19 protein-coding genes and 1 pseudogene are annotated in these 22,636 nt (G+C 71.7%); 13 read left to right on the top strand and 7 right to left on the bottom strand.

The window, feature by feature from the left end; all coding sequences use genetic code 11:
• Window positions 1-47 precede the first annotated feature (47 nt).
• A complete protein-coding gene (locus tag ACFE8Y_RS06410; RefSeq protein WP_375463559.1) occupies window positions 48-1,292 on the top strand; it encodes a methyl-accepting chemotaxis protein in 1,245 nt (414 codons plus the stop codon).
• A gap of 63 nt (window positions 1,293-1,355) precedes the next feature.
• Window positions 1,356-1,565, top strand: coding sequence for a DUF2314 domain-containing protein (locus ACFE8Y_RS06405; protein WP_375463558.1), 210 nt, complete (start codon window positions 1,356-1,358; stop codon window positions 1,563-1,565).
• Window positions 1,566-2,530: 965 nt separating this feature from the next.
• Here the strand turns inward: ACFE8Y_RS06405 and ACFE8Y_RS06400 are convergent.
• The 3 genes from ACFE8Y_RS06400 to ACFE8Y_RS06390 form a co-directional block, all read right to left on the bottom strand.
• Window positions 2,531-3,688, bottom strand: coding sequence for a pyridoxal phosphate-dependent aminotransferase (locus ACFE8Y_RS06400; RefSeq protein WP_375463557.1), 1,158 nt, complete (start codon window positions 3,686-3,688; stop codon window positions 2,531-2,533).
• A 296-nt stretch (window positions 3,689-3,984) separates the two neighbouring features.
• Window positions 3,985-4,566 carry a PH domain-containing protein gene (locus ACFE8Y_RS06395; protein WP_375463556.1) on the bottom strand — a complete coding sequence of 194 codons (582 nt, stop codon included), beginning with the start codon at window positions 4,564-4,566 and terminating at the stop codon, window positions 3,985-3,987.
• Between the two features lie 306 nt (window positions 4,567-4,872).
• Window positions 4,873-5,529 (bottom strand): DUF1345 domain-containing protein, encoded by a 657-nt coding sequence (locus ACFE8Y_RS06390; protein WP_375463555.1) that lies wholly within the window; start codon window positions 5,527-5,529, stop codon window positions 4,873-4,875.
• A 130-nt stretch (window positions 5,530-5,659) separates the two neighbouring features.
• Here ACFE8Y_RS06390 and ACFE8Y_RS06385 point away from each other — a divergent pair, with 130 nt between their 5' ends.
• From ACFE8Y_RS06385 to ACFE8Y_RS06370, 4 genes are all read left to right on the top strand, one after another.
• A complete protein-coding gene (locus tag ACFE8Y_RS06385; protein ID WP_375463554.1) occupies window positions 5,660-6,433 on the top strand; it encodes a DsbA family protein in 774 nt (257 codons plus the stop codon).
• Between the two features lie 104 nt (window positions 6,434-6,537).
• Window positions 6,538-7,005, top strand: coding sequence for an acetyl-CoA carboxylase biotin carboxyl carrier protein (gene accB / locus ACFE8Y_RS06380; protein ID WP_375463553.1), 468 nt, complete (start codon window positions 6,538-6,540; stop codon window positions 7,003-7,005).
• A gap of 102 nt (window positions 7,006-7,107) precedes the next feature.
• Window positions 7,108-8,460 (top strand): acetyl-CoA carboxylase biotin carboxylase subunit, encoded by a 1,353-nt coding sequence (accC, locus tag ACFE8Y_RS06375; RefSeq protein WP_375463552.1) that lies wholly within the window; start codon window positions 7,108-7,110, stop codon window positions 8,458-8,460.
• 82 nt (window positions 8,461-8,542) lie between these two features.
• Window positions 8,543-8,839, top strand: coding sequence for a hypothetical protein (locus ACFE8Y_RS06370; protein WP_375463551.1), 297 nt, complete (start codon window positions 8,543-8,545; stop codon window positions 8,837-8,839).
• A 1,332-nt stretch (window positions 8,840-10,171) separates the two neighbouring features.
• Here the strand turns inward: ACFE8Y_RS06370 and ACFE8Y_RS06365 are convergent.
• Window positions 10,172-10,582: pseudogene (locus tag ACFE8Y_RS06365) on the bottom strand (LysR substrate-binding domain-containing protein); the annotation flags it as partial.
• Window positions 10,583-10,839: 257 nt separating this feature from the next.
• Here ACFE8Y_RS06365 and ACFE8Y_RS06360 point away from each other — a divergent pair.
• From ACFE8Y_RS06360 to atzF, 6 genes are all read left to right on the top strand, one after another.
• Window positions 10,840-11,784, top strand: a complete 945-nt coding sequence (locus ACFE8Y_RS06360; RefSeq protein WP_375463550.1) for an ABC transporter substrate-binding protein — start codon at window positions 10,840-10,842, stop codon at window positions 11,782-11,784.
• 28 nt (window positions 11,785-11,812) lie between these two features.
• Window positions 11,813-12,796, top strand: a complete 984-nt coding sequence (locus ACFE8Y_RS06355; RefSeq protein ID WP_375463549.1) for an ABC transporter permease — start codon at window positions 11,813-11,815, stop codon at window positions 12,794-12,796.
• A gap of 5 nt (window positions 12,797-12,801) precedes the next feature.
• Window positions 12,802-13,581 carry an ABC transporter ATP-binding protein gene (locus ACFE8Y_RS06350; protein WP_375463548.1) on the top strand — a complete coding sequence of 260 codons (780 nt, stop codon included), beginning with the start codon at window positions 12,802-12,804 and terminating at the stop codon, window positions 13,579-13,581.
• Window positions 13,578-14,495: a polysaccharide deacetylase family protein gene (locus tag ACFE8Y_RS06345; protein ID WP_375463547.1), complete on the top strand. Its 918-nt coding sequence runs from the start codon at window positions 13,578-13,580 to the stop codon at window positions 14,493-14,495. The genes ACFE8Y_RS06350 and ACFE8Y_RS06345 overlap by 4 nt, the downstream gene beginning before the upstream one ends.
• Window positions 14,488-15,303, top strand: coding sequence for an alpha/beta hydrolase (locus ACFE8Y_RS06340; RefSeq protein ID WP_375463546.1), 816 nt, complete (start codon window positions 14,488-14,490; stop codon window positions 15,301-15,303). The genes ACFE8Y_RS06345 and ACFE8Y_RS06340 overlap by 8 nt, the downstream gene beginning before the upstream one ends.
• A 132-nt stretch (window positions 15,304-15,435) precedes the next feature.
• A complete protein-coding gene (gene atzF, locus ACFE8Y_RS06335; RefSeq protein WP_375463545.1) occupies window positions 15,436-17,235 on the top strand; it encodes an allophanate hydrolase in 1,800 nt (599 codons plus the stop codon).
• Window positions 17,236-17,530: 295 nt separating this feature from the next.
• On the opposite strand, the gene ACFE8Y_RS06330 is transcribed toward atzF, so the two are convergent.
• From ACFE8Y_RS06330 to ACFE8Y_RS06320, 3 genes are all read right to left on the bottom strand, one after another.
• Window positions 17,531-18,079, bottom strand: coding sequence for an HNH endonuclease (locus ACFE8Y_RS06330; RefSeq protein WP_375463544.1), 549 nt, complete (start codon window positions 18,077-18,079; stop codon window positions 17,531-17,533).
• A 599-nt stretch (window positions 18,080-18,678) separates the two neighbouring features.
• On the bottom strand, window positions 18,679-20,361 hold the full coding sequence (locus tag ACFE8Y_RS06325) for an acyl-CoA dehydrogenase family protein (RefSeq protein WP_375463543.1): 1,683 nt from the start codon (window positions 20,359-20,361) through the stop codon (window positions 18,679-18,681).
• A gap of 107 nt (window positions 20,362-20,468) precedes the next feature.
• Complete coding sequence (locus ACFE8Y_RS06320) at window positions 20,469-21,347, bottom strand: DMT family transporter (RefSeq protein ID WP_375463542.1); 879 nt, start codon at window positions 21,345-21,347, stop codon at window positions 20,469-20,471.
• A gap of 205 nt (window positions 21,348-21,552) precedes the next feature.
• On the opposite strand from ACFE8Y_RS06320, the gene ACFE8Y_RS06315 reads away from it, so the two are divergent.
• Entirely contained in the window at window positions 21,553-22,437 is an 885-nt protein-coding gene (locus ACFE8Y_RS06315) for a YihY/virulence factor BrkB family protein (protein WP_375463541.1), read from the top strand.
• Window positions 22,438-22,636 lie beyond the last annotated feature (199 nt).

Here is a 22,636-nt window from a genome sequence, read left to right as displayed (position 1 = left end):
TGACCTTTCCTTCGCCAGGGTGCGGTCTCAAATCGAGAGCGCCGTCGATGTTGAACCCGTTCCGCAGACGTCGATCCCCGGACGCCGTCGTCGCGGCGGCGCCGGTCGCGCCTCACGCCGATCCCCCTCCCGATCCCCTTGCCGATCTCCCCCTCGCGCCCGCCGACCGCGAGTTCCTGCGGCTGCCGGGGCGCGTGTCGGCGGCAGCCTCCGAGGCGGGAACCTCGATCGGCTGGCTCACGCACGATGCCGCCCAGGTCGCGGATCAGGCCCGCCTCATCGCCGCCGCGAGCGAGGAGCTGGCCGCCTCAACGAGCGAGATCGCCGCCCGGTCGCAGACCTCCGCCGAGACCGCCGAGCGCGCCCGCGAGGGCATCGCGGTCTGCGCCGTCGACATGCGCCGCGCCGGCGAGCGGATGGAGCAGATCCAGGCCGGCACGGCCGAGATCGGCGGGCGCCTCGACGGGTTCTCGGCCGCCGCCAAGCGGATCGAGGCGATGGCCTCGGCCATCGCCTCGATCTCGGCGCAGACCAACCTGCTGGCCTTGAACGCCACCATCGAGGCGGCGCGCGCGGGCGAGGCGGGCCGGGGCTTCGCCGTCGTGGCCGGCGAGGTCAAGGCGCTGTCGGCCCAGACGGCGCGGGCCACCGACGAGATCCGGGCGCGGCTCGCCGCGCTCCAAGGCGAATTGTCGGCCATGCACGCGGTCGTCGTGCAGAGCCGCGCGGCGGTCGCGGCCGGCTCCGAGGCGATGGAGCGGGCCAACGCCCGAGTCGAGGCGGAGAGCGCGGCGGTGGCCGCGGCGGCCTCCGAGATGCGCGCCATGGCCGAGGTCATGGACCAGCAGATCCTCGCCACCGGCGAGATCGCCTCCAGCGTCGGCCGGATCGCCGCGGGCACCGAGAAGTCGCGCGGGGAGATCAAGGACGCAATCGGCCAGCTCGACGCGCTGGAGGCGATGAGCCGCGCGCTGCTCGACCGGCAGGACGGCGATCCCCTCACCCTCGCGCTGGCCCGCCTGCCCGCCGATTGCGCCGCCTGGAAGCGCCGGCTGGCCTCGATCCTCGTGGGCGCGCTGCCCCAGACCGGGATGATGGCCGTCACCGCCGACCCGATCCTGCCGACGGCCGTGCGCGCGGGCCTCGGCGAGGCCGGGCGGCAGGCCGAGGCGCTGTGTGCGGGCGTGCGCACCCAGGACTGGGACGCCGCCACCGTCGCCTTCCGGGCCTTCGAGGCCGCGACCGGTACGGCCCAGGCCGCGGCGCTGTCGGCGGAGGGCGAGGCCGCATGAGGGCGGCTCGGCGTCGGACCCGGTCCGGACCGGCCGCGTCGGGATCGAACGCCGCCGGTCCCGTTGTCCCACGGTAACACCCCGCGCTTCGTCGGCAACGTCCGGAAGGGCCAGAGGGTCGACTTCGCGCGCGCGGACATCGTCGACTGGATGTACGTGCAGGACGGCAGGCTGAAGGGCAATTTCACCGCCTGCGTCCTGCTGGCCAAGGAGACGGACACGCGCGCGCGGGACGCGTTCCTGCGCAAGCTCGGCATGGATTGCAGCGCGTGACGGGACGCACGGCTCCGGCTCCCCGCGGGCTCACATCGTCGGCGCGCGGAACCCCGCCCGGCAGTGTCCCCGTTTGAATTTCGATCCGGCGCTGCCGGCGGCTTCCGACCCACGCTGTGTGAAAACGGAAGCACCCTGTGAAATCGTAGAACGATCCTCTACGCGGCTGACATGAACGCCTGCCGGATCGCCGTTCTGACGCATTCCGGGTGCCTGTCTTGGCGCAGCTTAGAGCGTTCGATGGAAGAGCCTTCCAACGCTTCTGCGTTCTCACACGGCCTCGACCCGCAGCAGATGTTGCAAGCACGAGGCCTTCCGCTGACAATGTCTTTTCTATGCTCGCCTAAGGGGTGCAATGGCCCGCTTCGTACATATAGCTGATAGCCGCGCCGGTGGGGCTATCAGACGGAGTGGTCTAAAGGCATCCAGGTGCAGGGATGGTCGCCGGGGCGTGTTCTGCGTTCCCGTTGTTCCGGATCACGCTCATACGTTTCAATGGGCTCGCGAGCTTCAACGGCGGGATACCAATGCATCTATCGCGGTCTTCTTCGTCCTTTCGGACGAGGAGCCGGTTTTCATCGGTTATTATCAAGGCGAGAAAACCAAGGTTACGGCTGCCGAAGCCCACAAGTTCTTCCGTTCCGCTCAAGATCCCTTCGGCTATGAGACTTTCGTGCCCAGGAGCATCAAGCCTAGCGAGATCAGAGCCGTGGGAACTGCTCCGAGGATTACCGGGTGGCGCTTCTTCCCCGGCGCGAAAGGGCGACGGCCAACTTGGCCTCATCCGGGAACACGGGACGCCGCAAAGCTGAGGCGAGCGATACAAGCGTGGCATCTTTCCTACAGCAGTTAACATCAGATGCCAGATTGATCCACGTGTATTAGAGTCGGCTTCCCACCCATCGCAGATGTTCCAGCCACATTTCAAACTGACACACTACCCACCGTGCTTGCCTTGACGCAGTTTACGAGCCCAGCCAGTTGCGCAGCCGCGCCACGGCCTCGCGGCACGCGGCCTCGGAGCCGGCGAACGAGAACCGCACGTGGTGGTGTCCCTGGTCCTGGTCGAAGTCGAGGCCGGGGGTTGTCGCCACGCCCGCCTCGTCGAGCATCCGCCGGCAGAAGGCGGAGGCGTCGTCGGTGAGGTTGGAGACATCCGCGTAGAGGTAGAACGCGCCGTCGACCGGGTGCGTGCGCCCCAGCCCGAGGCCGGGGAACGCGTCGAGCAGGATCGCGCGGTTTTTCGCGTAGCCGTCGCGCACCGCGTCGAGCTCTTCCGTCGCGTCGAGGGCGGCCAGCGCCGCGACCTGCGAGAGGTAGGGCGCCGCGATGTAGAGGTGCTGCGCCAGCCGCTCGATCGGCCGCACGAGGGCGTCGGGCACCACCATCCAGCCGACCCGCCAGCCGGTCATGCAGTGGTACTTCGAGAACGAGTTGATCACGATCGCCTCGGGCTCGAACCGCAGCGCGGTCGTCGTCGGCACGCCGTAGCTGAGGCCGTGGTAGATCTCGTCCGAGATGAAGGGCAGACCCAGCAACCGGGCCGCCGCGCAGAGGTCGCGCAGGGGCTCGGGGCCGATCACCGTGCCGGACGGGTTGGCCGGGCTCATCACCAGCACGCCCGCGAGCGGCCCCGCCGCGTGCGTGGCCCGCAGCAGGTCGGCGGTCGGGGCGAAGCGGTCGGCGGCCCGGAGCCGCATCGGCACGGGCACGAGGTCGAGCGCCGCCAGGATGTTGCGGTAGGCCGGGTAGCCGGGCTGGGGCACGCCGACGCGGGCGCCCGCGTCGAACAGGCTCAGGAACGCCAGGATGAAGCCCGCCGAGGAGCCGGTGGTGATCACGACGCGCTCCGGCGCCACCGCGACGCCGTGGCGCTCGTGGTAATCCCGCGCGATGCGCGCGCGCAAAGCGGGCATCCCCAGCGCCTCGGTGTAGGGCACGCGGCCGAGTTCCAGCGCCGCGTGCGCCGCCGCGATCACCGCCCGCGGCGCGGGCGCGGAGGGCTGGCCGACCTCCATCCGCACCACGTCCTCGCCCCGCCGCGCCTTGGCGGCGGCGGCCGTCATCACGTCCATGGCGAGGAAGGGCGCGACCGCGGCGGCGCGGCGGGAGGTGGGGATCATGGGATTGAACCGCGGGTTGGGGCGGGAACGGGCGCAGCGAGCGCGATCAGCGGGCTGTCCGCGCGGGTGAAGTCAAGCTTCGAGCCTCGCGCGGGTGACACAGGTGGGTAACACAGGAACCCGTCGTCAAGGCGGGCCTCGCCTTGCGTGCGGCTGGCGTCAGGAGGCCGTCGTCGGAGCCGGCAAAGGAATGCTTCCTCGGCCCGCAAACGGTTCGAGGAACCAGTCGTAGCGTTCAAGGCTCATTGGGAAGCTAGCATCGCGGAACCGCCTTGCCGTGGCCGGAACGCGCCCTCTCATCGAGTACCCCCGACGGACCGTTCCTGAACAGCGGCAAAGACACGCTGGGCATCGTCGATGCCCAGGAACTGAGGCGTCGAATCCAGTGCCGCGATCCAGGCCCCTCCCAAGTTCGTGCCGTTCATGCTTCCCAAGACGGACGCCGATGGTCCGAACCTGATGGTTCCCCGGCCGTTCGAGCTTTCAGTCAGACTTGCCTCGGGCAGCCGATCCAAGCTGACTGCCCTGAAGCTTGGCCAAGGCCCCGACCGCGCGATCAGCACACGACGGTCCGTGAGCGCGTAGATCGTGTGTTGGCGCAACCACGCATCAACGAGGAAGCGACCAAAGATCAGGAAAAGTCCGATCAGGACGAAGGGGATTCCGAACAGCGCGAAGAACGATGGACCGGCGCCTCGCAGAACGGAGACCTCCCAGAAGATCGCGAAGCCTCCCCATAGGCAACTGAACGGGATCAGGAAACCATCACGTGCGGTGAGCCTGAGCCCCTGAACCGGCCGACCCCACCATGCTACGGCCTCGTCCCGGAGAAGACGGGTGGCAATCTGGTCCGGTAACGTACCTTCTGGATGGCGCATCCACCCTCCATCGCCGTGATGCCGTCCCGTGGTCCTATTGCGGCGCGCGGTGCAGCCTAACACCACCCGCTATACAGCGTGACCGCGCACGCCCGATCAGCGCGACACGTTCTCCCCTCCCTCGCATGAAAGCTCAGGAGATCTGCATCCGATCCGGGGACATCGCGGACAGGCGTAGGGCGGCTCGGCGCGGACGAGAGGTGCAGCCGGCACGAGCAGGCCGAGGCGGAGTGCGACGCTCGGCGGTCGGAGGCAGACCGGCGGAAGCCGCTGCAATCTTCTTCGTCCGAACGGATCCCGCCCCCCTCAATGCCCCACGAATCCGGCCGCCATGTTCACCGCGAGCGCCAGCACGCCGGTGTTGAACAGGTAGGCGTAGACGGTCTGCACCGTCGCGATCCGGCGCATGCGCTTGCTCGTGATGTTGGTGTCCGAGGTCGCGGCCGCCGTGCCGATGGTGACGGTGAAGTACAGGAAGTCCCAGAAGTCGGGCTCCGCGTCGCCGTGGAAGTCGAGGCCGCCGCGGCTCTCGCCCGCGTCGCCCGCGCCGTAATAGACGTGAGCGTAGTGGATCGTGAAGACGAGTTGCACGAACACCCAGGTGCAGAGCACCGTCGCGCCTGCGAGCGCGAGGTCGTAGGCCTTGCCGGCGCCGGTCGCCTGCCCGCCCAGCACCAGCACGCCCACCGCCCCGAAGCTCGCGGCGGCGGCGAGCAGCGCGAACAGCGAGATCACCGCGGCGCTGTCGTCGAGGCGCGCGGCCTGCCGGCGCAAGGACGCGCGCGACTGGCCCGTGGACTGGCGCACGATGAGGACGGCGTAGACGATGACGCCGGCGCACCAGCCCGTGAGCAGGCGCATGCCCGTCGATGGGCTCGGCAGGATCAGGGCGAGGCCGAGGGCGACGCCGATCGCGCCGAGGAGGCGCGGGCGCAGCCAGAAGGCGCGGACGGGATTGATCATGGGAACGCTCGACGCGGACGTGCTGGCGGAACGCGCCGACGATTGACCCGGCGCCGCGAAAACGCCTAACCCGGCCGCTACCGACCGGTCACGCGCCGGCCGGCCCGCCGTGCCCGCCCAGCGAGGACGCATGCCCTTCCCCCGATCCCTCCCGATCCTCGCCCTGACGCTCGCGCTCGGTGCGCCGGCGCTCGCGCAGACGGCACCGGCCTCCCCCTTCACCGACGCGCAGCGCGCCGGCATCGAGGCGATCGTCAAGGACTACCTCGTCAGGAACCCCGAGGTGCTGCAGGAGGCGATCGCCGAGGGCGAGAAGCGCCAGATGGAGACCCAGCGCCTCGCCCAGGCGGCGGCGCTGAAGGAGTCGCAGAAGGCGCTCCTCGACAGCCCGCACGACGTGGTCGCGGGCAACCCGGCGGGCGACGTCACGATGATCGAGTTCTTCGACTACAATTGCGGCTACTGCCGCAAGGCGCTGGGCGACGTCCAGGCGCTGATCAAGGCCGATCCGAAGCTGCGCGTCGTCATCAAGGACTTCCCCGTGCTCGGTCCCGAGTCGCTGGAGGCGAGCCAGATCGCCATCGCGGTCAAGCAGCAGCTCAAGGGCGACAGGCTGTTCGACTACCACCAGAAGCTGCTCGATTCGAAGGGCCGGGTGAACGGCGCCAAGGCGCTCCAGGTCGCCAAGGAGATGGGCCTCGACGTGGGCCGGCTCCAGAAGGACGCACAGGGGCCCGAGGTGAAGGCCGCGCTTGCCGAGAACCGGTCCTTGGGCGACAAGCTCGGCCTGTCGGGCACGCCCGCCTTCATCATCGGCGACGAGATCATCCCCGGCGCCGTCGGCGTTGATCCGATCCGCAAGACCATCGCCGACGTGCGCCAGTGCGGCCACGCCGCCTGCTGAGGCGCGCGCCGCGGCCGAGGACCCTCGTCTGACGGCCGTCCCCGCGGCACGGCAGACCCCGGGACGAGCGGCCCGAGAAGAACGTCCCGAGAAGACAGGCCACGATGCCCAAGCACGATCCGATCGATTCCGAGCTCGTGCGCGAACTCGCCAACCTCGTCACCGAGACCGGCCTGTCCGAGATCGAGGTCGAGAAGGGGGACCTGCGCATCCGCGTCGTCCGCCGGATCGAGCCGGTGAGCGTGCAGGTGGCTGCCCCGGTCGCCGCGGCCCCGGCGGTCGCCGCAGCGCCGCCCGCGCCCGGCCCCGGCGCGGCGCCCGAGCGCGGCAAGGCGCATCCCGGCGCCGTGCCCTCGCCGATGGTCGGCACCGCGTATCTCCGCCCCTCGCCCGAGGCCAAGGCCTTCGTCGAGGTCGGCGCCCGGGTCGAGGCCGGCGACAAGCTGCTCTTGATCGAGGCGATGAAGACCTTCAACGAGATCGTCGCGCCGCGCGCCGGCACCGTCGCCGCGATCTTCGTCGAGGACGGGCAGCCGGTCGAGTACGGCGAAGCCCTGCTCGCGATCGATTAGAGCCGCCGGCCTGACCGCATCAGGCCGGCGGCTCTGAATCTTTGTTTGTCGCGCTCTCTTGCGACGAACCGGTGTCCACGTCGTCGAAGAGCGCCCTAGCCGATGTTCGACAAGATCCTGATCGCCAACCGCGGCGAGATCGCGCTGCGCATCCTGCGGGCGGCCAAGGAACTCGGGATCGCCACCGTCGCGGTGCACTCCACGGCCGATGCCGACGCGATGCACGTGCGGCTGGCCGACGAGAGCGTCTGCATCGGCCCGCCGGCCGCGCGCGACAGCTACCTCAACATCCCCTCGATCATCGCCGCCTGCGAGATCACCGGGGCCGACGCGGTCCACCCCGGCTACGGCTTCCTGTCGGAGAACGCGCACTTTGCCGAGGTGCTGGCCCACCACGAGATCGGCTTCATCGGCCCCAAGGCCGAGCACATCCGGATCATGGGCGACAAGATCGAGGCCAAGCGCACGGCGCTGCGCCTCGGCATCCCCTGCGTGCCGGGCTCGGAGGGCGGGATCGCGGAGCCGGAGGAGGCCAAGCGCGTCGCGGCCGGGATCGGCTATCCGGTGCTGGTCAAGGCGGCGGCCGGCGGCGGCGGGCGCGGCATGAAGGTGGCGCGCTCCGAATCCGAGCTGAGCCAAGCGCTCGGCATGGCCCGCTCCGAGGCCAAGGCCGCCTTCGGCGACGACGCGGTCTACCTGGAGAAGTACCTCACCAACCCGCGCCACATCGAGGTCCAGGTGCTCGGCGACGGCCAGGGCCACGCGGTGCACCTGGCCGAGCGCGACTGCTCGCTCCAGCGCCGCCACCAGAAGGTCTGGGAGGAGGGCGGCTCGCCGGCGCTGAACGACGCCATGCGGGCCGAGATCGGCGGCATCTGCGCCGACGCGATGAAGAACCTCCGCTACCTCGGCGCCGGCACCGTCGAGTTCCTGTACGAGGACGGGCGGTTCTACTTCATCGAGATGAACACGCGCATCCAGGTGGAGCACCCGGTCACCGAGATGATCACCGGCATCGACCTCGTGATCGAGCAGATCCGGGTGGCGGCCGGCGGCGCCCTGTCGGTGGCGCAGGGCGACATCCGGGTCGAGGGCCACGCCATCGAGTGCCGGATCAACGCCGAGCACCCGGCGACCTTCCGGCCCTCGCCCGGCCTGATCACCTACTACCACCCGCCGGGGGGCTTGGGGGTCCGCGTCGATTCGGCCGCCTTCCAGGGCTACCGGGTGCCGCCGCACTACGACTCGCTGATCGGCAAGCTCATCGTCCACGGCCGCACCCGCAACGAGTGCCTGATGCGCCTGCGCCGGGCGCTCGACGAATTCGTGATCGACGGCCTCGACACCACCCTGCCCCTGTTCCGCACCCTGGTGCGCAACGCCGACGTGCAGAACGGGCTCTACGACATCCACTGGCTCGAGCGTTTCCTGGAGGCCGGCGGGCTGGCCGAGTGAGCCGTGCGCCCGCCGGGGAGGAACGGAACCTGTATTCGCACGTTCCCCGGCATAATCCTCAGCTATACGGAAACGTCATCTCATGCGCTACGCCGCCCTCGCCCTCGCCGGAACGCTCCTTGCCGTCTCCCCCGTCCTGGCGCAGGATTCCGGCAACGCCAGCCAGCCCTCGCGGACGGTGCCCCAGTCCGGACAGACCAGCGGCGGCCCGCTCGACACGCCCCCGGGCGCCGGCGGCGCGGCGACCACCGGCAGCGTCGGCAGTCCGGCCGGCGCACCGGGCACCGGCGCGACCGATTCCGCCAAGGGCGGCAATTCCGATCAGACCAACAAGATGGCCCCGAACGCGGGCGGCACCGCCGGCGGCCCGGCCCGCTGAGGCCGGCGCGTCCCACCGTTCTCGTCCCCGTGGACGACAAGGCCGGCTCCGGGATCGGGGCCGGCCTTTTTCGTGGCCGCGCGCGGCGAGGGCACGGGTTCGCCCGTCCAATGCCGGCCCCGCGATTTCACACATCTCGGCGCTTGCCGCGTCGGTGGCTGCACATCCCCTCGCCCCGCTTGCGGGGAGAGGGCCGCGACGACCCCATCGCCGTGGGCCAAGGCGGCAGCCGAGGGTGAGGGGGCCAACCCGGACGAGACCCTTCCGTTGGCGCCCCCTCACCGTCGCTTCGGCTTCGCCTCTCGCTTCCCGGCTGCACGACGGGGTGCAGCCGGGCCTCTCCCAGGGGTCTCCCGTATTCCCACATCTCGGTTTGCGCTTTGGCGCGGCCTCTGCTTCCCCGTCGTGAACTTCGTGGGGGGGTCGTGTGCGCCCGCCCGAAGAACCGGACCGCGCGAAGGCCTGCCCGCCCCCGTGACGGTCCAGGCCGTCGCCGTGCGCGAGGGCGATCCGCCGGCCGCCGGCGGGGTCCCTTGGCGGCGCGTCACCCCCCATGCGGTCGAGGGCTTGGCCGATGCCCGCGCCCGGGTGGCGTTCCGGCGTCGGCGCCGGTGCATCGAGCAGGGGGTCGGCACCCTGAAGACCAAGGGCTTCGACATCGAGGCCCCGCGCCTCGGCGAACCCGACGTCCGGACAGCGAGGCGCCAGGCTCCAGGCCAGACGGGTAGACGTGTGAAGCCGCTAGCCCAGGAGGGAGGGTTGGGGGGAGGGATGCGACTTATCCGGACACTTCTCATCCCTCACCCTGTCCCTCTCCCGAACGCTAGAGGGGACCCGCGCCTCAACTCACGATGTTGCGCGCTGCGAGCATCGACCCGTCCGAATGCGTGAAAATCGCACCATCCGCTACGCGAGCGCCTCGCCCGGCGTGGGTTCGGCCGCCGCCGCGCCCGGCTCGGGGGCCGGCGGCGGCGACGGCGGTGAAGCGTCCGCGATGAGGGAGCCGATCAGGTGCAGGAGCGCCTGATGCTCGGGGCCGCCTGCGCCTGCGCGCAGGAAGGCGCCGACCGACACCCGCGAGGCACGGCCGCCCGAGGGCGCGTTCGGCTCGTGGAGGATCGCCACGTCGGCGGGATCGTCGCCGCGGCAGAGCCACCAGCGATCGCCGTTGCTGCTGGCATGGATGAGGCGTCGATCGGTCGTCATCCCGCCCATCCCGTGCCGCGCGCATCGCTTGAGGAGAATGCGGATCGGTGCCGTTTCGCTCCCGCCGCCGCGCTCAAATCGCGTCGGGCGTCCGCGGCGGCCGGGTGGCGCCGGTGCAGGCCTTCTGAGCTGGTCGGCGACCTTCGCCGCCGCGACCGGGAGCATCCGCCCGCGCAACTGACCCAGGATCATCACCATCGGATCGAGGTCGCGCGGGTCGATCGGGCGGCTCGCCAGCCACGGGTCGTCCGGGATGCCGCTCGGCACCTGGAGGCTCACGATACCCTCGCGCAGCACGAGGTTGCGCAGGAACTCGAGCGAGCCCGACTCGACCGCCGGCCCGAGCGGCACGCCGCGCCGCGCCAGTGCCCGTTCGAGGTGGCGGCGGATGGCCAGCGACCGGTCCGGCAGCGCCAGCGGGTGGGCGAGGCAGTCGCGCAGCCGCACGGGGCCGGCCTCCCGCGCCAGCGGGTGCGCGGCGCGCATCAGCGCGCAGAGCGGCTGGCGGCAGGAATACAGGACGTGGAGGTCGCCCGCCCGCCGGATCGACCCGCGGCGGGCGACCTCGGCGACGCAGGCCGGCGTGCGGGTGTGCTTCACGGGCGGCCCCCGGCGGCGAGGCGCGCGCCGGACAAGGCGCGCGCCGGGCAAGGCACGAGTCCTGCACGGCTCCGCGGAGCTCCAGCCGGTCCGTTGCCGAAATCGCAACACCTGCATCCTGAAAGAGCACTCGTTCGCAACGCCGGATCGGCCTAGCCTTCGATCCGCCCGACATCCCTCCCGGAGCCGCCACGATGATCGCCCGCCGCACCCTCCTCGCCGGCCTCGGCGCCGGGCTCGTCTCCGCCCCCTTCGTCGCCCGCGCCGAGACGCCGACGACGATCCGGATGGGCTCGCTCAAGCTGATCCACTCGATCGCGCCGTACTTCTACGAGCGCTTCACCCCGGCCGGCACCCGGGTCGAGGTGGTGCCCTTCGAGAGCCCGACCGAGTGCAAGAACGCCGTCGTCACCAAGTCGGTGGATTTCGGCACCTTCGGCATCGCCGCCGCCACCCTCGGGGCTGCGGCGGGCGAGCCGCTGGTGGTCATCGCCTCGACCTGCAACGGCGGCATGGCGATCATCTCGAAGAAGGGCTCGGACCTCCACGCGATCAAGGACCTGAGGGGCAAGCGCGTCGCGATCTGGCCCGGCAGCACGCAGGAGGTCTTCGTTCTCGAGCGCCTGCGCATGGAGGGGATGAGCGTGCGCGACGTCGAGCCGGTGCGCATCTCGTTCTCCGAGATGCACATCGCGCTCGCGCGCGGCGACATCGACGCCTACGTCGGCGCCGAGCCCGGTCCCGGCGTCAGCCTCTCCACCGGCGTCGGCCAGCTCGTCGAGTACCCCTACGGCACCGAGATGGGCGCGCTCAACATGGTGTTCGGCGTCCACCGCGACACCATCGCCGAGAAGCCCGACCTCGTGCGCACCATGCTGGAGATCCACCGCAAGGGCACCGAGTTCGCGGCCAGGGACCGCGACGCCATGATCGCCATGGCGGTGTCCAAGCTCGGCCAGAAGCGCGAGGCGCTGGAGGTCTCCGCGCCGAACGTCGAGCTGAAGTGGAAGCTCGGGGCCGAGGAGGTGCGGCAGGCCAACGCCTATGCCGGGCACATGCTGGCCCTGAAGCAGATCAAGCGGTTGCCGGAGGCGGGCTTCATCGACACGAAGTTCGTCGACGCGATGCGCGGCGCCTGACGGCGCTCCGAGGGACGGGAGGCCGGCCATGAGCGCGACGGCAGCGACGAAGACCGCCCTGATCGCTCCGGGCGACGCGACGCTCCCCCTCTCCCGTGCGGGAGAGGGTCGGGGTGAGGGATCAGGTCCGTCCGCAGAGGGCACGTCCCTCACCCTCTCCGGCACGGGAGAGGGAACCCGCGGCCCGACCGGTCGCGGGGGAGGCTCGGCGCTGGCCAAGCGCCTGCAAGCTGCCAAGCGCCTGCAAGCTCCGGCGTTCGCCCTCGTCATCCCGGCGGCGCTCGCCCTCATCTGGCACCTCGCGACCGTCGGAAAACCCTACAGCCTGATCCCGCCGCCGGCCGAGGTCTGGACCGAGATGCGCGACCTCGCCCTCGGCGGGATCAACGACGACGCCTTCAGCGGCACCCTGTGGACGCACCTCGCCGCCTCGCTCGCCCGCGTCTTCGGCGGCTTCGCGCTGGCCGTCGCGGCCGCCCTGCCGCTCGGCCTGCTGATCGGCCGCGTGCCGCTGATGCGCGCGCTGCTCGATCCGACCTTCCAGATCCTGCGCCCGGTGCCCGTCACCGCGTGGCTGCCGCTCGCCATGATCCTGTTCGGCCTAGGGCCGCGCTCGGCCTACTTCCTCGTGTTCCTCGGCGCGTTCTACCCGATCCTCGTCAACACGATCTTCGGCGTGCGCTCGGTCGAGCCGCGCCTGTTCGAGGCCGCCGCCATGCTCGGCTGCACCGGGACGGCGCAGTTTGCCCGCGTGGTGCTGCCGGCCGCCCTCCCCTCGATCTTCACCGGCCTTCGCCTCGGCCTCGGCTTCGCCTGGGTGGTGATCGTCGTCGGCGAGATGACCGGCGTGCAGACGGGGCTCGGCGCGATCATCATGGAGGCGCGCCAGCTCTCGCGCACCGAGATCGTGATCTGCGGCATGGTGGTGATCGGCGTCGCCGGCTTCGTCTCCGACCGGATCGTCATGGAGATCGGCCGCCGCCTGCTCGCGTGGAGTCCCGCCCATGGCTGAATCCGATGGCTGATCCTGGCCTGCCGATCCTCGACGTGCGCAACGTCGCGAAGACCTACGCGGCGCAGGGGCGCGCCATCGAGGCCCTGCGCGGCGCCAACCTCACCGTGTCCCGCGGCGAGTTCGTCTGCCTGCTCGGCGCCTCGGGCTGCGGCAAGTCCACCCTGCTGCGGATCGTGGCCGGCTTCGAGGCGGCGACCGGCGGTCAGGCGCTGATGTGGGGCAAGCCGATCCCCGGCCCCGGGCCGAGCCGCGGCATGGTGTTCCAGGATTACGGCCTGTTCCCGTGGCTCTCGGTGCGCGACAACATCGGCTTCGGGCCGAAGTCGCGGGGCCGCCCGGCCGCGGAGGCGCGCGCGACGGCGGAGCGCTACATCGACCTCGTCGGCTTGCAGACGTTCGCTGACGCCTACCCGCACCAGCTCTCGGGGGGCATGAAGCAGCGCGTCGCCATCGCCCGGGTGCTGGCCAACGACGCCGAGGTGGTGCTGATGGACGAGCCGTTCGGCGCCCTCGACGCCATGACCCGCGAGCGGTTGCAGGACGAGCTCCTGGATCTCTGGAGCCGCACCGGGCTCACCGTGCTGTTCGTCACCCACGCCATCGAGGAGGCGATCTTCCTCGCCGACCGCATCGTGATGATGTCGCCGGGGCCCGGCCGGATCGAGGCGGTCCACACCATCGACCTGCCCCGGCGCCGCGACGTGTCGAGCCCCGCCTTCAACGACGTGCGCCGGATGCTCTCGGCCCAGCTCCACAGCCACCACGCCCCGAAGGCCGCATGAATCCCGTCTCCCGCGACGATCCCCGCCGGCCCGAGAACCGCCTCGCCTACCGCGCCGCGATCGACCGGCCCCGGCTCGCGCTGCCCGGGGCCAAGCACGTCGCGGTGTGGCCGGTGGTCAACGTCGAGCACTGGCTGATCGACCTGCCCATGCCGCGCCAGATCCTGGTGCCGCCGACCGCCGCCTCCCTGCTGCCGGACCTGCCGAACTGGGCGTGGCACGAGTACGGGATGCGGGTCGGCTTCTGGCGCGTCCTCGACGCGTTCGCGCGGCGCGGCATCCGCCCGACCCTGTCGATCAACGGCTCGGTCTGCGCGGCCTATCCGCGGGTGGCGGGCGCGGCGCGGGACGCCGGCTGGGAGTTCATGGCCCACGGCTTCGAGCAGGTGCCGACGCACCGCACCGAGGACCAGCCACTGATGATCGCGCAGACGGTCGCGGCGATCACCCGCTTCACCGGCGCGCCGCCCCGCGGCTGGCTCGGGCCGGGCCTGACCGAGACGCTGGACACCCCCGACCACCTCAGGGCCGCCGGCCTGGACTACGTCGGCGACTTCGTCGTCGACGACCGGCCGTGCCGGATCGCCACGCAGCACGGGCCGCTCGTCGCGCTGCCCTACTCGGTCGAGTTGAACGACATCCCGATGCTGGCCATCCAGCACCACCGCGCCGACGAGTTCGTGGCGCGGGCGCTGGCCAACCTCGACCGGCTCGCGGCGGAGGCGGCGGGCGACGGCCCGCTCGGCGGCGCCAAGGTGATGGGGTTTGCCATCCACCCCTACATCACCGGCGTGCCCCACCGCATCGGAATGCTGGAGCGCCTCCTCGACGCGCTGCTGGCACGGCCCGGCATCGTCTTCATGCAGGGCGGCGACCTGCTCGATTGGTATCTCGGAACCGGCGACGATGCCTGAGCCCCACGACTGGCGGACCCTCGACCGCGCGGCGCTCAGCCGGGCCTACGACAATTCCGGCGCGGTCGCCGGCAGCGCCGAGATCGTTGCCGGGTGGCGCGCCCGCAGCGCCCGGTTCCGGGAGGGCCACCCCGAGGCGCTGGACCTCGCCTACGGCCCGGGCGAGCGCCAGCGGATCGACCTGTTCCGCAGCGGGCAGCCGAGCGCGCCGCTCTTCGCCTTCCTCCACGGCGGCTACTGGCAGCGCAACGGCCGGGACGGCTTCTCCTGCATGGCCGAGGGGCCGCTGGCGCTCGGCCTCGACGTGGCGCTGATCGGCTACACGCTCGCGCCCGAGGCGAGCCTCACGGGAATCGCCGACGAGACCCGGGCGGCGCTCCGCCTGCTGCGCGCGGAGGCCGGGGAGCGCCGCCTCGTCGTCTCCGGCTGGTCGGCCGGCGGCCACCTCGCCGCGCTGGCGCAGGACGAGGCCGACGCGGTCCTGGCGATCAGCGGCGTGTTCGACCTCGCGCCGATCGCCGGCACCGCCCTGAACGACGCCCTGCACCTGACGGCGGGCGAGATCGCGGCGCTCTCGCCGATCCGCCACGTCGGGGCAGGCGGCCCGCCCGCGGCGATCATCTACGGCGCCGACGAGTTGCCGGAGCTCTGCCGGCAATCGGCCGCCTACCACGCCGTCCGCGCGGCGGCCGGGCTCGCCGGCCCGCTGATGGCGCTGCCGGGCACGAACCACTTCACCGTGCTGGACGCGCTGATCAGCCCCGACGGCGCGATCGCGCGGGAGGCCGCGCGCCTCGCCGGGCTGTAGCCACCCGTCATCACTCCGCCATCGTCATCCCGTGGCTGCGCAGCAGAGCCCGGGACGGCGCGGTGATGCACAGGGGACGACGCCCCAGCACGGTGCGCGCCTCCGAAACGCCGTGACATCGAGGAGCCGTCCATGCCGCCGTTCCCGACGATCCCCGCCCTGCACGCGGCCTACGCCTCCGGCGTCGATCCGCGCGCGACGATCTCCAAGGTCTACCGCCGGATCGCGGCGGCCGACGATCCCGGCATCTTCCTCACCCTCGTGCCGGAGGCGGCCGCGCACGCGGCGCTGGACGCCCTCGGCGCCTTCGATCCGAAAAAGCCGCTCTGGGGCGTGCCGTTCGCGGTCAAGGACAACATCGACGTTGCGGGCCTGCCGACGACCGCCGCCTGCCCGGCCTTCGCCTACACGGCGACCGAGACCGCCCGCGCCGTCGCCCGGCTGCTGGCGGCGGGCGCGATCCTGATCGGCAAGACCAACCTCGACCAGTTCGCCACCGGGCTCGTCGGCGTGCGCACGCCCTACCCGGCGCCGCGGAACGCGATCGATCCGGCCTACGTCCCCGGCGGCTCCAGCAGCGGGTCGGCGGTCGCCGTGGCGCGCGGCCTCGTCGCCTTCGCCGTCGGCACCGATACGGCGGGCTCGGGCCGCGTACCGGCGGCGCTGAACAACGTCGTCGGGCTGAAGCCCTCGCTCGGCAGCCTCTCGTCGCACGGCCTCGTGCCGGCCTGCCGGACGCTCGACACCCTCTCGGTCTTCGCCGGCACGGTGGCCGACGCCGACGCGGCGTTCCGCGTCATGGCTCATTACGACCCCGCCGATCCGTGGTCGCGCGACCTGCCGCTGCCCGCCGCGCCCGCCGCGATCCCGCCGGGGCTTCGCCTCGGCGCGCCGGACGCTGCGGCCCGCCGCTTCGGCGGGGACGGCTTGGCCGAGGCCGCGTTCGACGCGGGCCTCGCGGACCTCGAAGGCATCGTCGGTGCGGCGGCGGCGATCGACTTCGCGCCGCTGTTCGAGACGGCGGGCCTGCTCTATACCGGCCCGTGGGTGGCCGAGCGCTACCAGGCGATCCGCCGGGTGATCGAGGACACCCCCGAGGCCCTGCATCCGACGACGCGGACCGTCATCGCGGGCGCCGCAGCGTTCACGGCGGCCGACGCCTTCGCCGGCCTCTACCGCCTGGCCGAATTGCGCCGGGTCGCGGACGGGATCTGGGACGCGGTCGACGTGCTCGCCGTGCCGACCTATCCGCGCCCGCGCACCCTTGCCGATCTCGAGGCCGACCCGATCGGTCCGAACAGCGAGCTCGGCACCTACACCAACTTCGTCAACCTGCTCGACTGGTGCGCGCTCGCCGTCCCCGGCCGCTTCCGCGGCGACGGCTTTCCCTCCGGCCTCACGCTGATCGCCCCGCGCGGCCGCGACGGGGTGCTCGCGGCCATCGGCGCGCGCCTCCATGCGGCAGCGGGCGTCCCGATCGGGGCGAGCCGGGAGCCGGTTCCCGCGCCCCCCGCGGCATCCCCGGGGGCCTCGGCTGGCGAGATCGAGCTCGCCGTCGTCGGCGCCCACCTGTCGGGACTGCCGCTGAACGGCGAGCTGACCGGCCTCGGCGCCCGCTTCCTGCGCAGCGTGCCGACCGCGCCGGACTACGCCCTCTACGCACTGCCCGGCGGTCCGCTGCAGCGGCCGGGACTGCTGCGGGTCGCGGCCGGCACCGGCGCGGCGATCGAGACCGAGGTGTGGGCGCTGCCGCCGGCCGCCTTCGGCGGCTTCGTCGCGGCGATCCCCGCGCCGCTGGGCATCGGCACGCTGCGGCTCGCCGACGGCACGAGCCCGAAGGGTTTTCTGGTCGAGGCGGCGGGAATCGCGGGGGCCGAGGAGATCTCGCGGTTCGGAGGGTGGCGCGGGTTCCTGGCGCGGGATGCGGAGTGATACGGTCTCCGGCCGATCAGGTCGGTCGTGCGTTCTCCCTCCCCCTCTGCGGGGGAGGGTGGCCCTCGGCTCACGCGAGGGTCGAGTGAGGGGAGCGCCCTTTACGGAAACGTTGCTCCCCTCACCCGACTTAGCTCGCGGGCCACCCTCTCCCGCAGAGGGGAGAGGGAAGAGCGCGGAAGCGATCTCCCGGACCAATCGGCCGGAGACCGTGTGAGACGATGTCGAATTCCGGGTTCACCACGCGGTCCCGGACTGACGGCGCGGAGGCCGTGGCCCGTGACGAAACGCCGGATCAGGTCTCCAGCTCGCTGTCCCAGTACAGGTAGTCGAGCCACGTGTGGTGGTAATCCCGGTGGTCGAACTCCGGCTGGCGGTGGTGCAGCTCGTAGCGGGTCGGCCGGCGCGGCTCGTTCAGCAGCGGCATCTCGGCCTCGCGCGGGGTGCGGTTGGCCTTGCGCAGGTTGCACGGGCTGCAGGCGGCCACGACGTTCTCCCAGGTCGAAAGCCCGCCGCGCGAGCGCGGGTTGACGTGGTCGAAGGTCAGGCCCCCCGCCGGCAGGCGCAGGCCGCAATACTGGCAGGAGAAGCCGTCGCGCAGGTAGATGTTGTAGCGGGTGAACGCCGGGCTGCGGGCCAGCGTGACGTAGTTCTTCAGCGCCACCACGCTCGGCACCTTGAGCGACCGGCTCGGGCTGCGCGCCTCGACGTCGTAATTCGCCACGAGCGTCACGCGGTCGAGGAACAGGGCGGTGAAGGCATCCTTCCAGCACCACAGGGAGAGCGGGTTGTAGGAGAGCGGCCGGTAATCGGCGTTGAGGACGAGGGTCTGGAGGTCCATCATCGGCGCGACTCTTCGGAAAGCCATGCGGGACAACGCGCGAGCGGGCTCGAACGTGCTGTTCCGAACACAGGATCGACGGAGCGATGGACGGCCGTGCGGCTGCGGTGCGGCGAAGGCTGGCGGAACGCGCGGCTCGCCAAGCGCATCGGGCGCCCGGCTCGGGCGGACACATCCGGCTCGCGGCGGGGGCCGGGACGCATCCCGGTCGGTCCCAGCCCTTCGCGTGGTGACGAAAAGGCCCTCTCCATCGGGGCTTAGTCTAATAGCAGGGTGACAGCCTTGTGAAGCTCCACCCCGCCGCACCCGGCGCCGCACCCACAGGCGGGTGGAGCGGGGACGGGTTCGTGTGGACTCCCACTGTCGCGACGAGGCCTCTCTGGAGATATACCGCGAAGCGGAAGGCAACCCGGTCCGCGCGTCCCTCTCCCCTCTGCGGGAGAGGCTGGCCCGCGAGCTAAGTCGGGTGAGGGGGCGACGCTTCCGGAAAGGGCGTTCCCCTCTCCCGACCCTCGCTCACGCGAGGGCCACCCTCCCCCGCTAAAGGGGGAGGGCTCCGCGCGGAAGGCCTGGAACGAAAGAGGGCGCCCGCGCCCTATCCCTCACGCCGCCTCGAGCAGCCGCCGCGCGATCACCTGGGCCTGGATCTCGGCCGCGCCCTCGAAGATCGAGAGGATGCGGGCGTCGCACAGCACGCGGCTGATCGCGTATTCCAGGGCGAAGCCGTTGCCCCCGTGGATCTGGAGGGCGTTGTCGGCCGCCGCCCACGCGACGCGGGCGCCGAGGAGCTTGGCCATGCCGGCCTCGAGGTCGCAGCGCTTGCCCGCGTCCTTCTCGCGGGCCGAGAAGTAGGTGAGCTGGCGGGCGATGTTGATCTCCACCGCCATCATCGCGAGCTTGTCGGCGACGCGGGGGAAGCTGATCAGGGGTTTTCCGAACTGCACCCGGTCCTCGGCGTAGCGCAGCCCCAGGTCGAGGGCCGATTGCGCGACGCCGACGGCACGCGCCGCCGTCTGGATGCGGGCCGACTCGAAGGTCTGCATCAGTTGGGCGAAGCCCTTGCCCTCGATCTCGCCCAGCAGGTTGGCGGCGGGGACGGAAAAATCCTCGAAGGCGAGCTCGTACTCCTTCATGCCGCGGTAGCCGAGCACCTCGATCTCGCCGCCGCTGAGGCCGGCGACCGGGAAGGGCTCCGCGTCGGTGCCGCGGGGCTTCTCCGCGATCAGCATCGACAGGCCGCGGTGGCCCTTCTCCTCGGGCTTGGTGCGCACGAGCACCGTCATGATGTCGGCGCGCACGGGGTGCGTGATCCAGGTCTTGTTGCCCGAGATCCGCCACATGTCGCCGTCCCGCACCGCCCTGGTGCGCAGGCTGGCGAGGTCCGAGCCGGTGTTCGGCTCGGTGAACACGGCGGTCGGCAGGATGTCGCCGGAGGCGATGCCGGGCAGGAAGCGGCTCTTCTGCTCTTCGGTGCCGCCGCACAGGATCAGCTCGGCGGCGATCTCCGAGCGGGTGCCGAGCGAGCCGACGCCGATGTAGGCCCGCGACAACTCCTCGGAGACCACGCACATCGAGATCTTCGGCAGGCCCATGCCGCCGTATTCCTCGGGGATGGTCAGGCCGAAGACGCCGAGCTCGGCCATCTTGGTGACGATCTCCATCGGGATGTAGTCGTTGTTCAGGTGCCATTCGTGCGCCTGGGCCACGACCTCGGCCTTGCCGAAGCGGCGCATCTCGGAACGGATCGCCTCCATGTCCTCGTCGAGGCCGGAATCGCCGATGGTGGCCGCGCCGCCGCCCTCGCGGATCTTGCCGACCAGGGCGGCGCGGTTCTCCGGCGTGTTGCCGTCGGCGATCAGCGCCTCGACGGCCTCGGAGCGGAACTGCTGCACCTCGCGGGCCGACAGCCCGAGCGACCCCGTCGGGCGCACCATCTCGCCCTGGCTCATCGGGAGCCCCGAGAGCATCTGGTCGAGGTACTCGCCCGCGCCGATCTTCACGAGCAGCGTCTCGGTCTCGCCGAGGCGGCCCGCTTCGCGCAGGGCCGCGGCGTAGGCGCCGAGCTCGCGCACGGCCTCGCCGTAGGTCGCGAGCCAAGCGAGCCCGTGGGCGGCATGCTGCTCGGCCTCCAACTTGCCCGCGTCGACCTTGCCGTCGGGCCCGAGCACGCGGGTGCGGACGCGGCGGGTCGCCTCGGCGACGAGCTTCCTGGCGGTCTCGGCCGCGGCCTGCGTCAGGGCGACGATGTCCTGGGGTTCGGACTGGAAGGCGGGCGAGGCGGACATGGCGGGCACTCTCGTCTGAACGGTTCCGGTGATCGGCAATATAGGTCAGGTCGGGTCCGGCGAAGCAAATTCTTTATCGCGCCGGTTGCAATTCAACGTGAAGCCCGTCAGCCCCGGCTCGCCACCGCGACGCCGACCGCCGCGACCGCCATGCCGGCGATCTGCACCGGCGTCAGCGCCTCGCCGAACATCAGGTAGGCGAGCCCCGCCGAGACCGGCGGCACCAGGAACAGCAGCGCGGACACGCCCGCCACCGCGCCGCGGCGGATCAGCACCAGCAGCAGCAGGATGCCGGCCACCGAGCTCACCAGCACCGACCACGCCATCCCGAGCCAGACCGGCAGCAGCAGCGGCACGGACAGCCCGCCGCCGAAGACGAGCGCCAGCGGCACCGCGATCCCGCAGGCGCCGACGAACTGGAGCGTCGCCGTGGCGAGCAGGTCCGCCTCGGCCCCCGTGCGCTTCTGCCAGAGGGTGCCCAGCGTGATCGCGGCGATGGCGCCAAGGCACGCGGCCAGCGCCACCGGCGGGATGCCGGCCGCGCCCGCGGCGCCGATCTTCGGGGCGAGCACGAGGCCGGCGCCGAGGAAGCCGAGCCCGATGCCGAGCCAGCGCCGCCGGCTCACGACCTCGCCGAGCACCGGGCCCGCCAGCATCGCCGTCAGCAGCGGCTGCAGGCTGCCGACCAGCGCCGCGATCCCCGCGGGCAGGCCGCGATGCACCGCCCAGAACACGCCGACGATGTAGAGCCCCTGCATCAGCACGCCGGCCACCAGCGCGTCGCGCCAGCCGGCCCGCGTCCGCGGCCATGAGACCCCGACGCCCAGCGCGATGACCGCGAGCACCAGGGCGACGCCGAGAACGCGCACGGCCACGAAGGGCAGGGGCTCGGCGTAGGGCGCCACGTAGCGCGCCGCGATGAAGCCGGTCGACCAGATCAGGACGAACAGGCTGGGGATCAGGCGTCTGGCGAGGGCGGCGGGCATGGTGGCGCGCAGGCAGCACGCGGACGCGCCCGTGACAACCGGGAAAGCGGCAGGGCGCCCATGCGTCGATCCGCCGTGTCCCGCGTTGCCCGAAGGCGTCACTGCCCGCGCGAACGCCGGGCGATCGGCCCGCGCGCGTTGACGGGCGGACCCGGACCGTCACGTATCCGGATCGAGTTCGAGCTTTCGGAAACCATCACCGGTCGTGAGACGCCTCCGCACCAGCCTGGAAGTCGCCGGCATCGCCGCGCAGCGCTTCGTCTCCCACGACGGATGGGCGATCGCGAGCCACATCGCGCTCTCGACCCTGACCTCGCTGTTCCCGTTCCTGATCCTGCTCGCGGCGCTCGCGGGCCTGCTGGGAACCAAGTCGCTGGCCGACGAGGCCGGCGTGCTGATCTTCGACGCGTGGCCGCGGGAGGTCGCCAAGCCGATCGTCGGCGAGGTCCACCGGGTGCTCACCGAGCAGCGCGGCGGCGTGCTGACGGTGGGGGCCGTGCTCGCCCTGTACTTCTCCTCGTCCGGCGTCGAGAGCCTGCGGGTCGGGCTCAACCGCGCCTACGGCCTGCGCGAGATGCGGCCGTGGTGGCTGACGCGGCTCGAATCGATCGGCTACGTCGTCTGCGGCGCCTTCGCGATGCTCGCCTTCGCCCTGCTCGTGGTGCTCGGGCCGCTGATCTGGCGCAACGTCGTCCTCGTGGCGCCGGGCCTCGAACCCTTGAGCCTCACCGTGGCGATCGGCCGGATCGGCATCACCGCGTTCCTGCTCGCCGCCGTGCTGATCATCGCCCACAAGTTCGTGGCGGCCGGCCGGCGCTCGTTCCTCGCGGTGCTGCCCGGCATCGGCGTGACGCTGCTGCTGTGGTTCTTCGCGGGCTTAGGCTTCGGGTTCTACCTCGACCGCTTCTCGAACGCCTACGCCTCGACCTACGGGGGCTTGGCCACCGCGATGGTGTTCCTCGTGTTCCTGTACTGGCTCGCGGCGATGTTCCTGTTCGGCGGCGAGGTCAACGGCACGGTGATCGCCGCCCGCCGCCACCGGCTCAGGGCGCGGATGCAGGCCCGCCAAGCGCGGGCGAGCGCGGCCTGAGGCCGGCCTCGGCGCCGGGAGCCAAGTTCCGCGTCCCGGGCTCGGCCCGGGACTCTATGCGATCCGCAGCTTGATCCGGCCCGCTCCCCGCTCCAGGGGGTCGGGCCGTTTTCTCGCGGAGCAGGACCCGCGGCGATCGTGTCGGGCTAAGAGCCTGTTTGAGGTCCTCCGCTGGCCGCCCCCATCTGTCTCGTGTGCA

It is taken from the genome of uncultured Methylobacterium sp., from assembly GCF_964242245.1.
In the GTDB taxonomy this organism is placed as follows: domain Bacteria; phylum Pseudomonadota; class Alphaproteobacteria; order Rhizobiales; family Beijerinckiaceae; genus Methylobacterium.
Note: the sequence above shows the minus strand (reverse complement) of the source record. Positions and strands in the feature narration are given on the sequence as shown.

Coding starts and splice junctions, on each gene's coding strand:
- ACFE8Y_RS06410 (WP_375463559.1), top strand. CDS start 48: ATGTTGAACCCGTTCCGCAGACGTCGATCCCCGGACGCCGTCGTCGCG.
- ACFE8Y_RS06400 (WP_375463557.1), bottom strand. CDS start 3,688: ATGATCCCCACCTCCCGCCGCGCCGCCGCGGTCGCGCCCTTCCTCGCC.
- ACFE8Y_RS06395 (WP_375463556.1), bottom strand. CDS start 4,566: ATGCGCCATCCAGAAGGTACGTTACCGGACCAGATTGCCACCCGTCTT.
- ACFE8Y_RS06390 (WP_375463555.1), bottom strand. CDS start 5,529: ATGATCAATCCCGTCCGCGCCTTCTGGCTGCGCCCGCGCCTCCTCGGC.
- ACFE8Y_RS06385 (WP_375463554.1), top strand. CDS start 5,660: ATGCCCTTCCCCCGATCCCTCCCGATCCTCGCCCTGACGCTCGCGCTC.
- accB (WP_375463553.1), top strand. CDS start 6,538: ATGCCCAAGCACGATCCGATCGATTCCGAGCTCGTGCGCGAACTCGCC.
- accC (WP_375463552.1), top strand. CDS start 7,108: ATGTTCGACAAGATCCTGATCGCCAACCGCGGCGAGATCGCGCTGCGC.
- ACFE8Y_RS06370 (WP_375463551.1), top strand. CDS start 8,543: ATGCGCTACGCCGCCCTCGCCCTCGCCGGAACGCTCCTTGCCGTCTCC.
- ACFE8Y_RS06360 (WP_375463550.1), top strand. CDS start 10,840: ATGATCGCCCGCCGCACCCTCCTCGCCGGCCTCGGCGCCGGGCTCGTC.
- ACFE8Y_RS06355 (WP_375463549.1), top strand. CDS start 11,813: ATGAGCGCGACGGCAGCGACGAAGACCGCCCTGATCGCTCCGGGCGAC.
- ACFE8Y_RS06350 (WP_375463548.1), top strand. CDS start 12,802: ATGGCTGATCCTGGCCTGCCGATCCTCGACGTGCGCAACGTCGCGAAG.
- ACFE8Y_RS06345 (WP_375463547.1), top strand. CDS start 13,578: ATGAATCCCGTCTCCCGCGACGATCCCCGCCGGCCCGAGAACCGCCTC.
- ACFE8Y_RS06340 (WP_375463546.1), top strand. CDS start 14,488: ATGCCTGAGCCCCACGACTGGCGGACCCTCGACCGCGCGGCGCTCAGC.
- atzF (WP_375463545.1), top strand. CDS start 15,436: ATGCCGCCGTTCCCGACGATCCCCGCCCTGCACGCGGCCTACGCCTCC.
- ACFE8Y_RS06330 (WP_375463544.1), bottom strand. CDS start 18,079: ATGATGGACCTCCAGACCCTCGTCCTCAACGCCGATTACCGGCCGCTC.
- ACFE8Y_RS06325 (WP_375463543.1), bottom strand. CDS start 20,361: ATGTCCGCCTCGCCCGCCTTCCAGTCCGAACCCCAGGACATCGTCGCC.
- ACFE8Y_RS06320 (WP_375463542.1), bottom strand. CDS start 21,347: ATGCCCGCCGCCCTCGCCAGACGCCTGATCCCCAGCCTGTTCGTCCTG.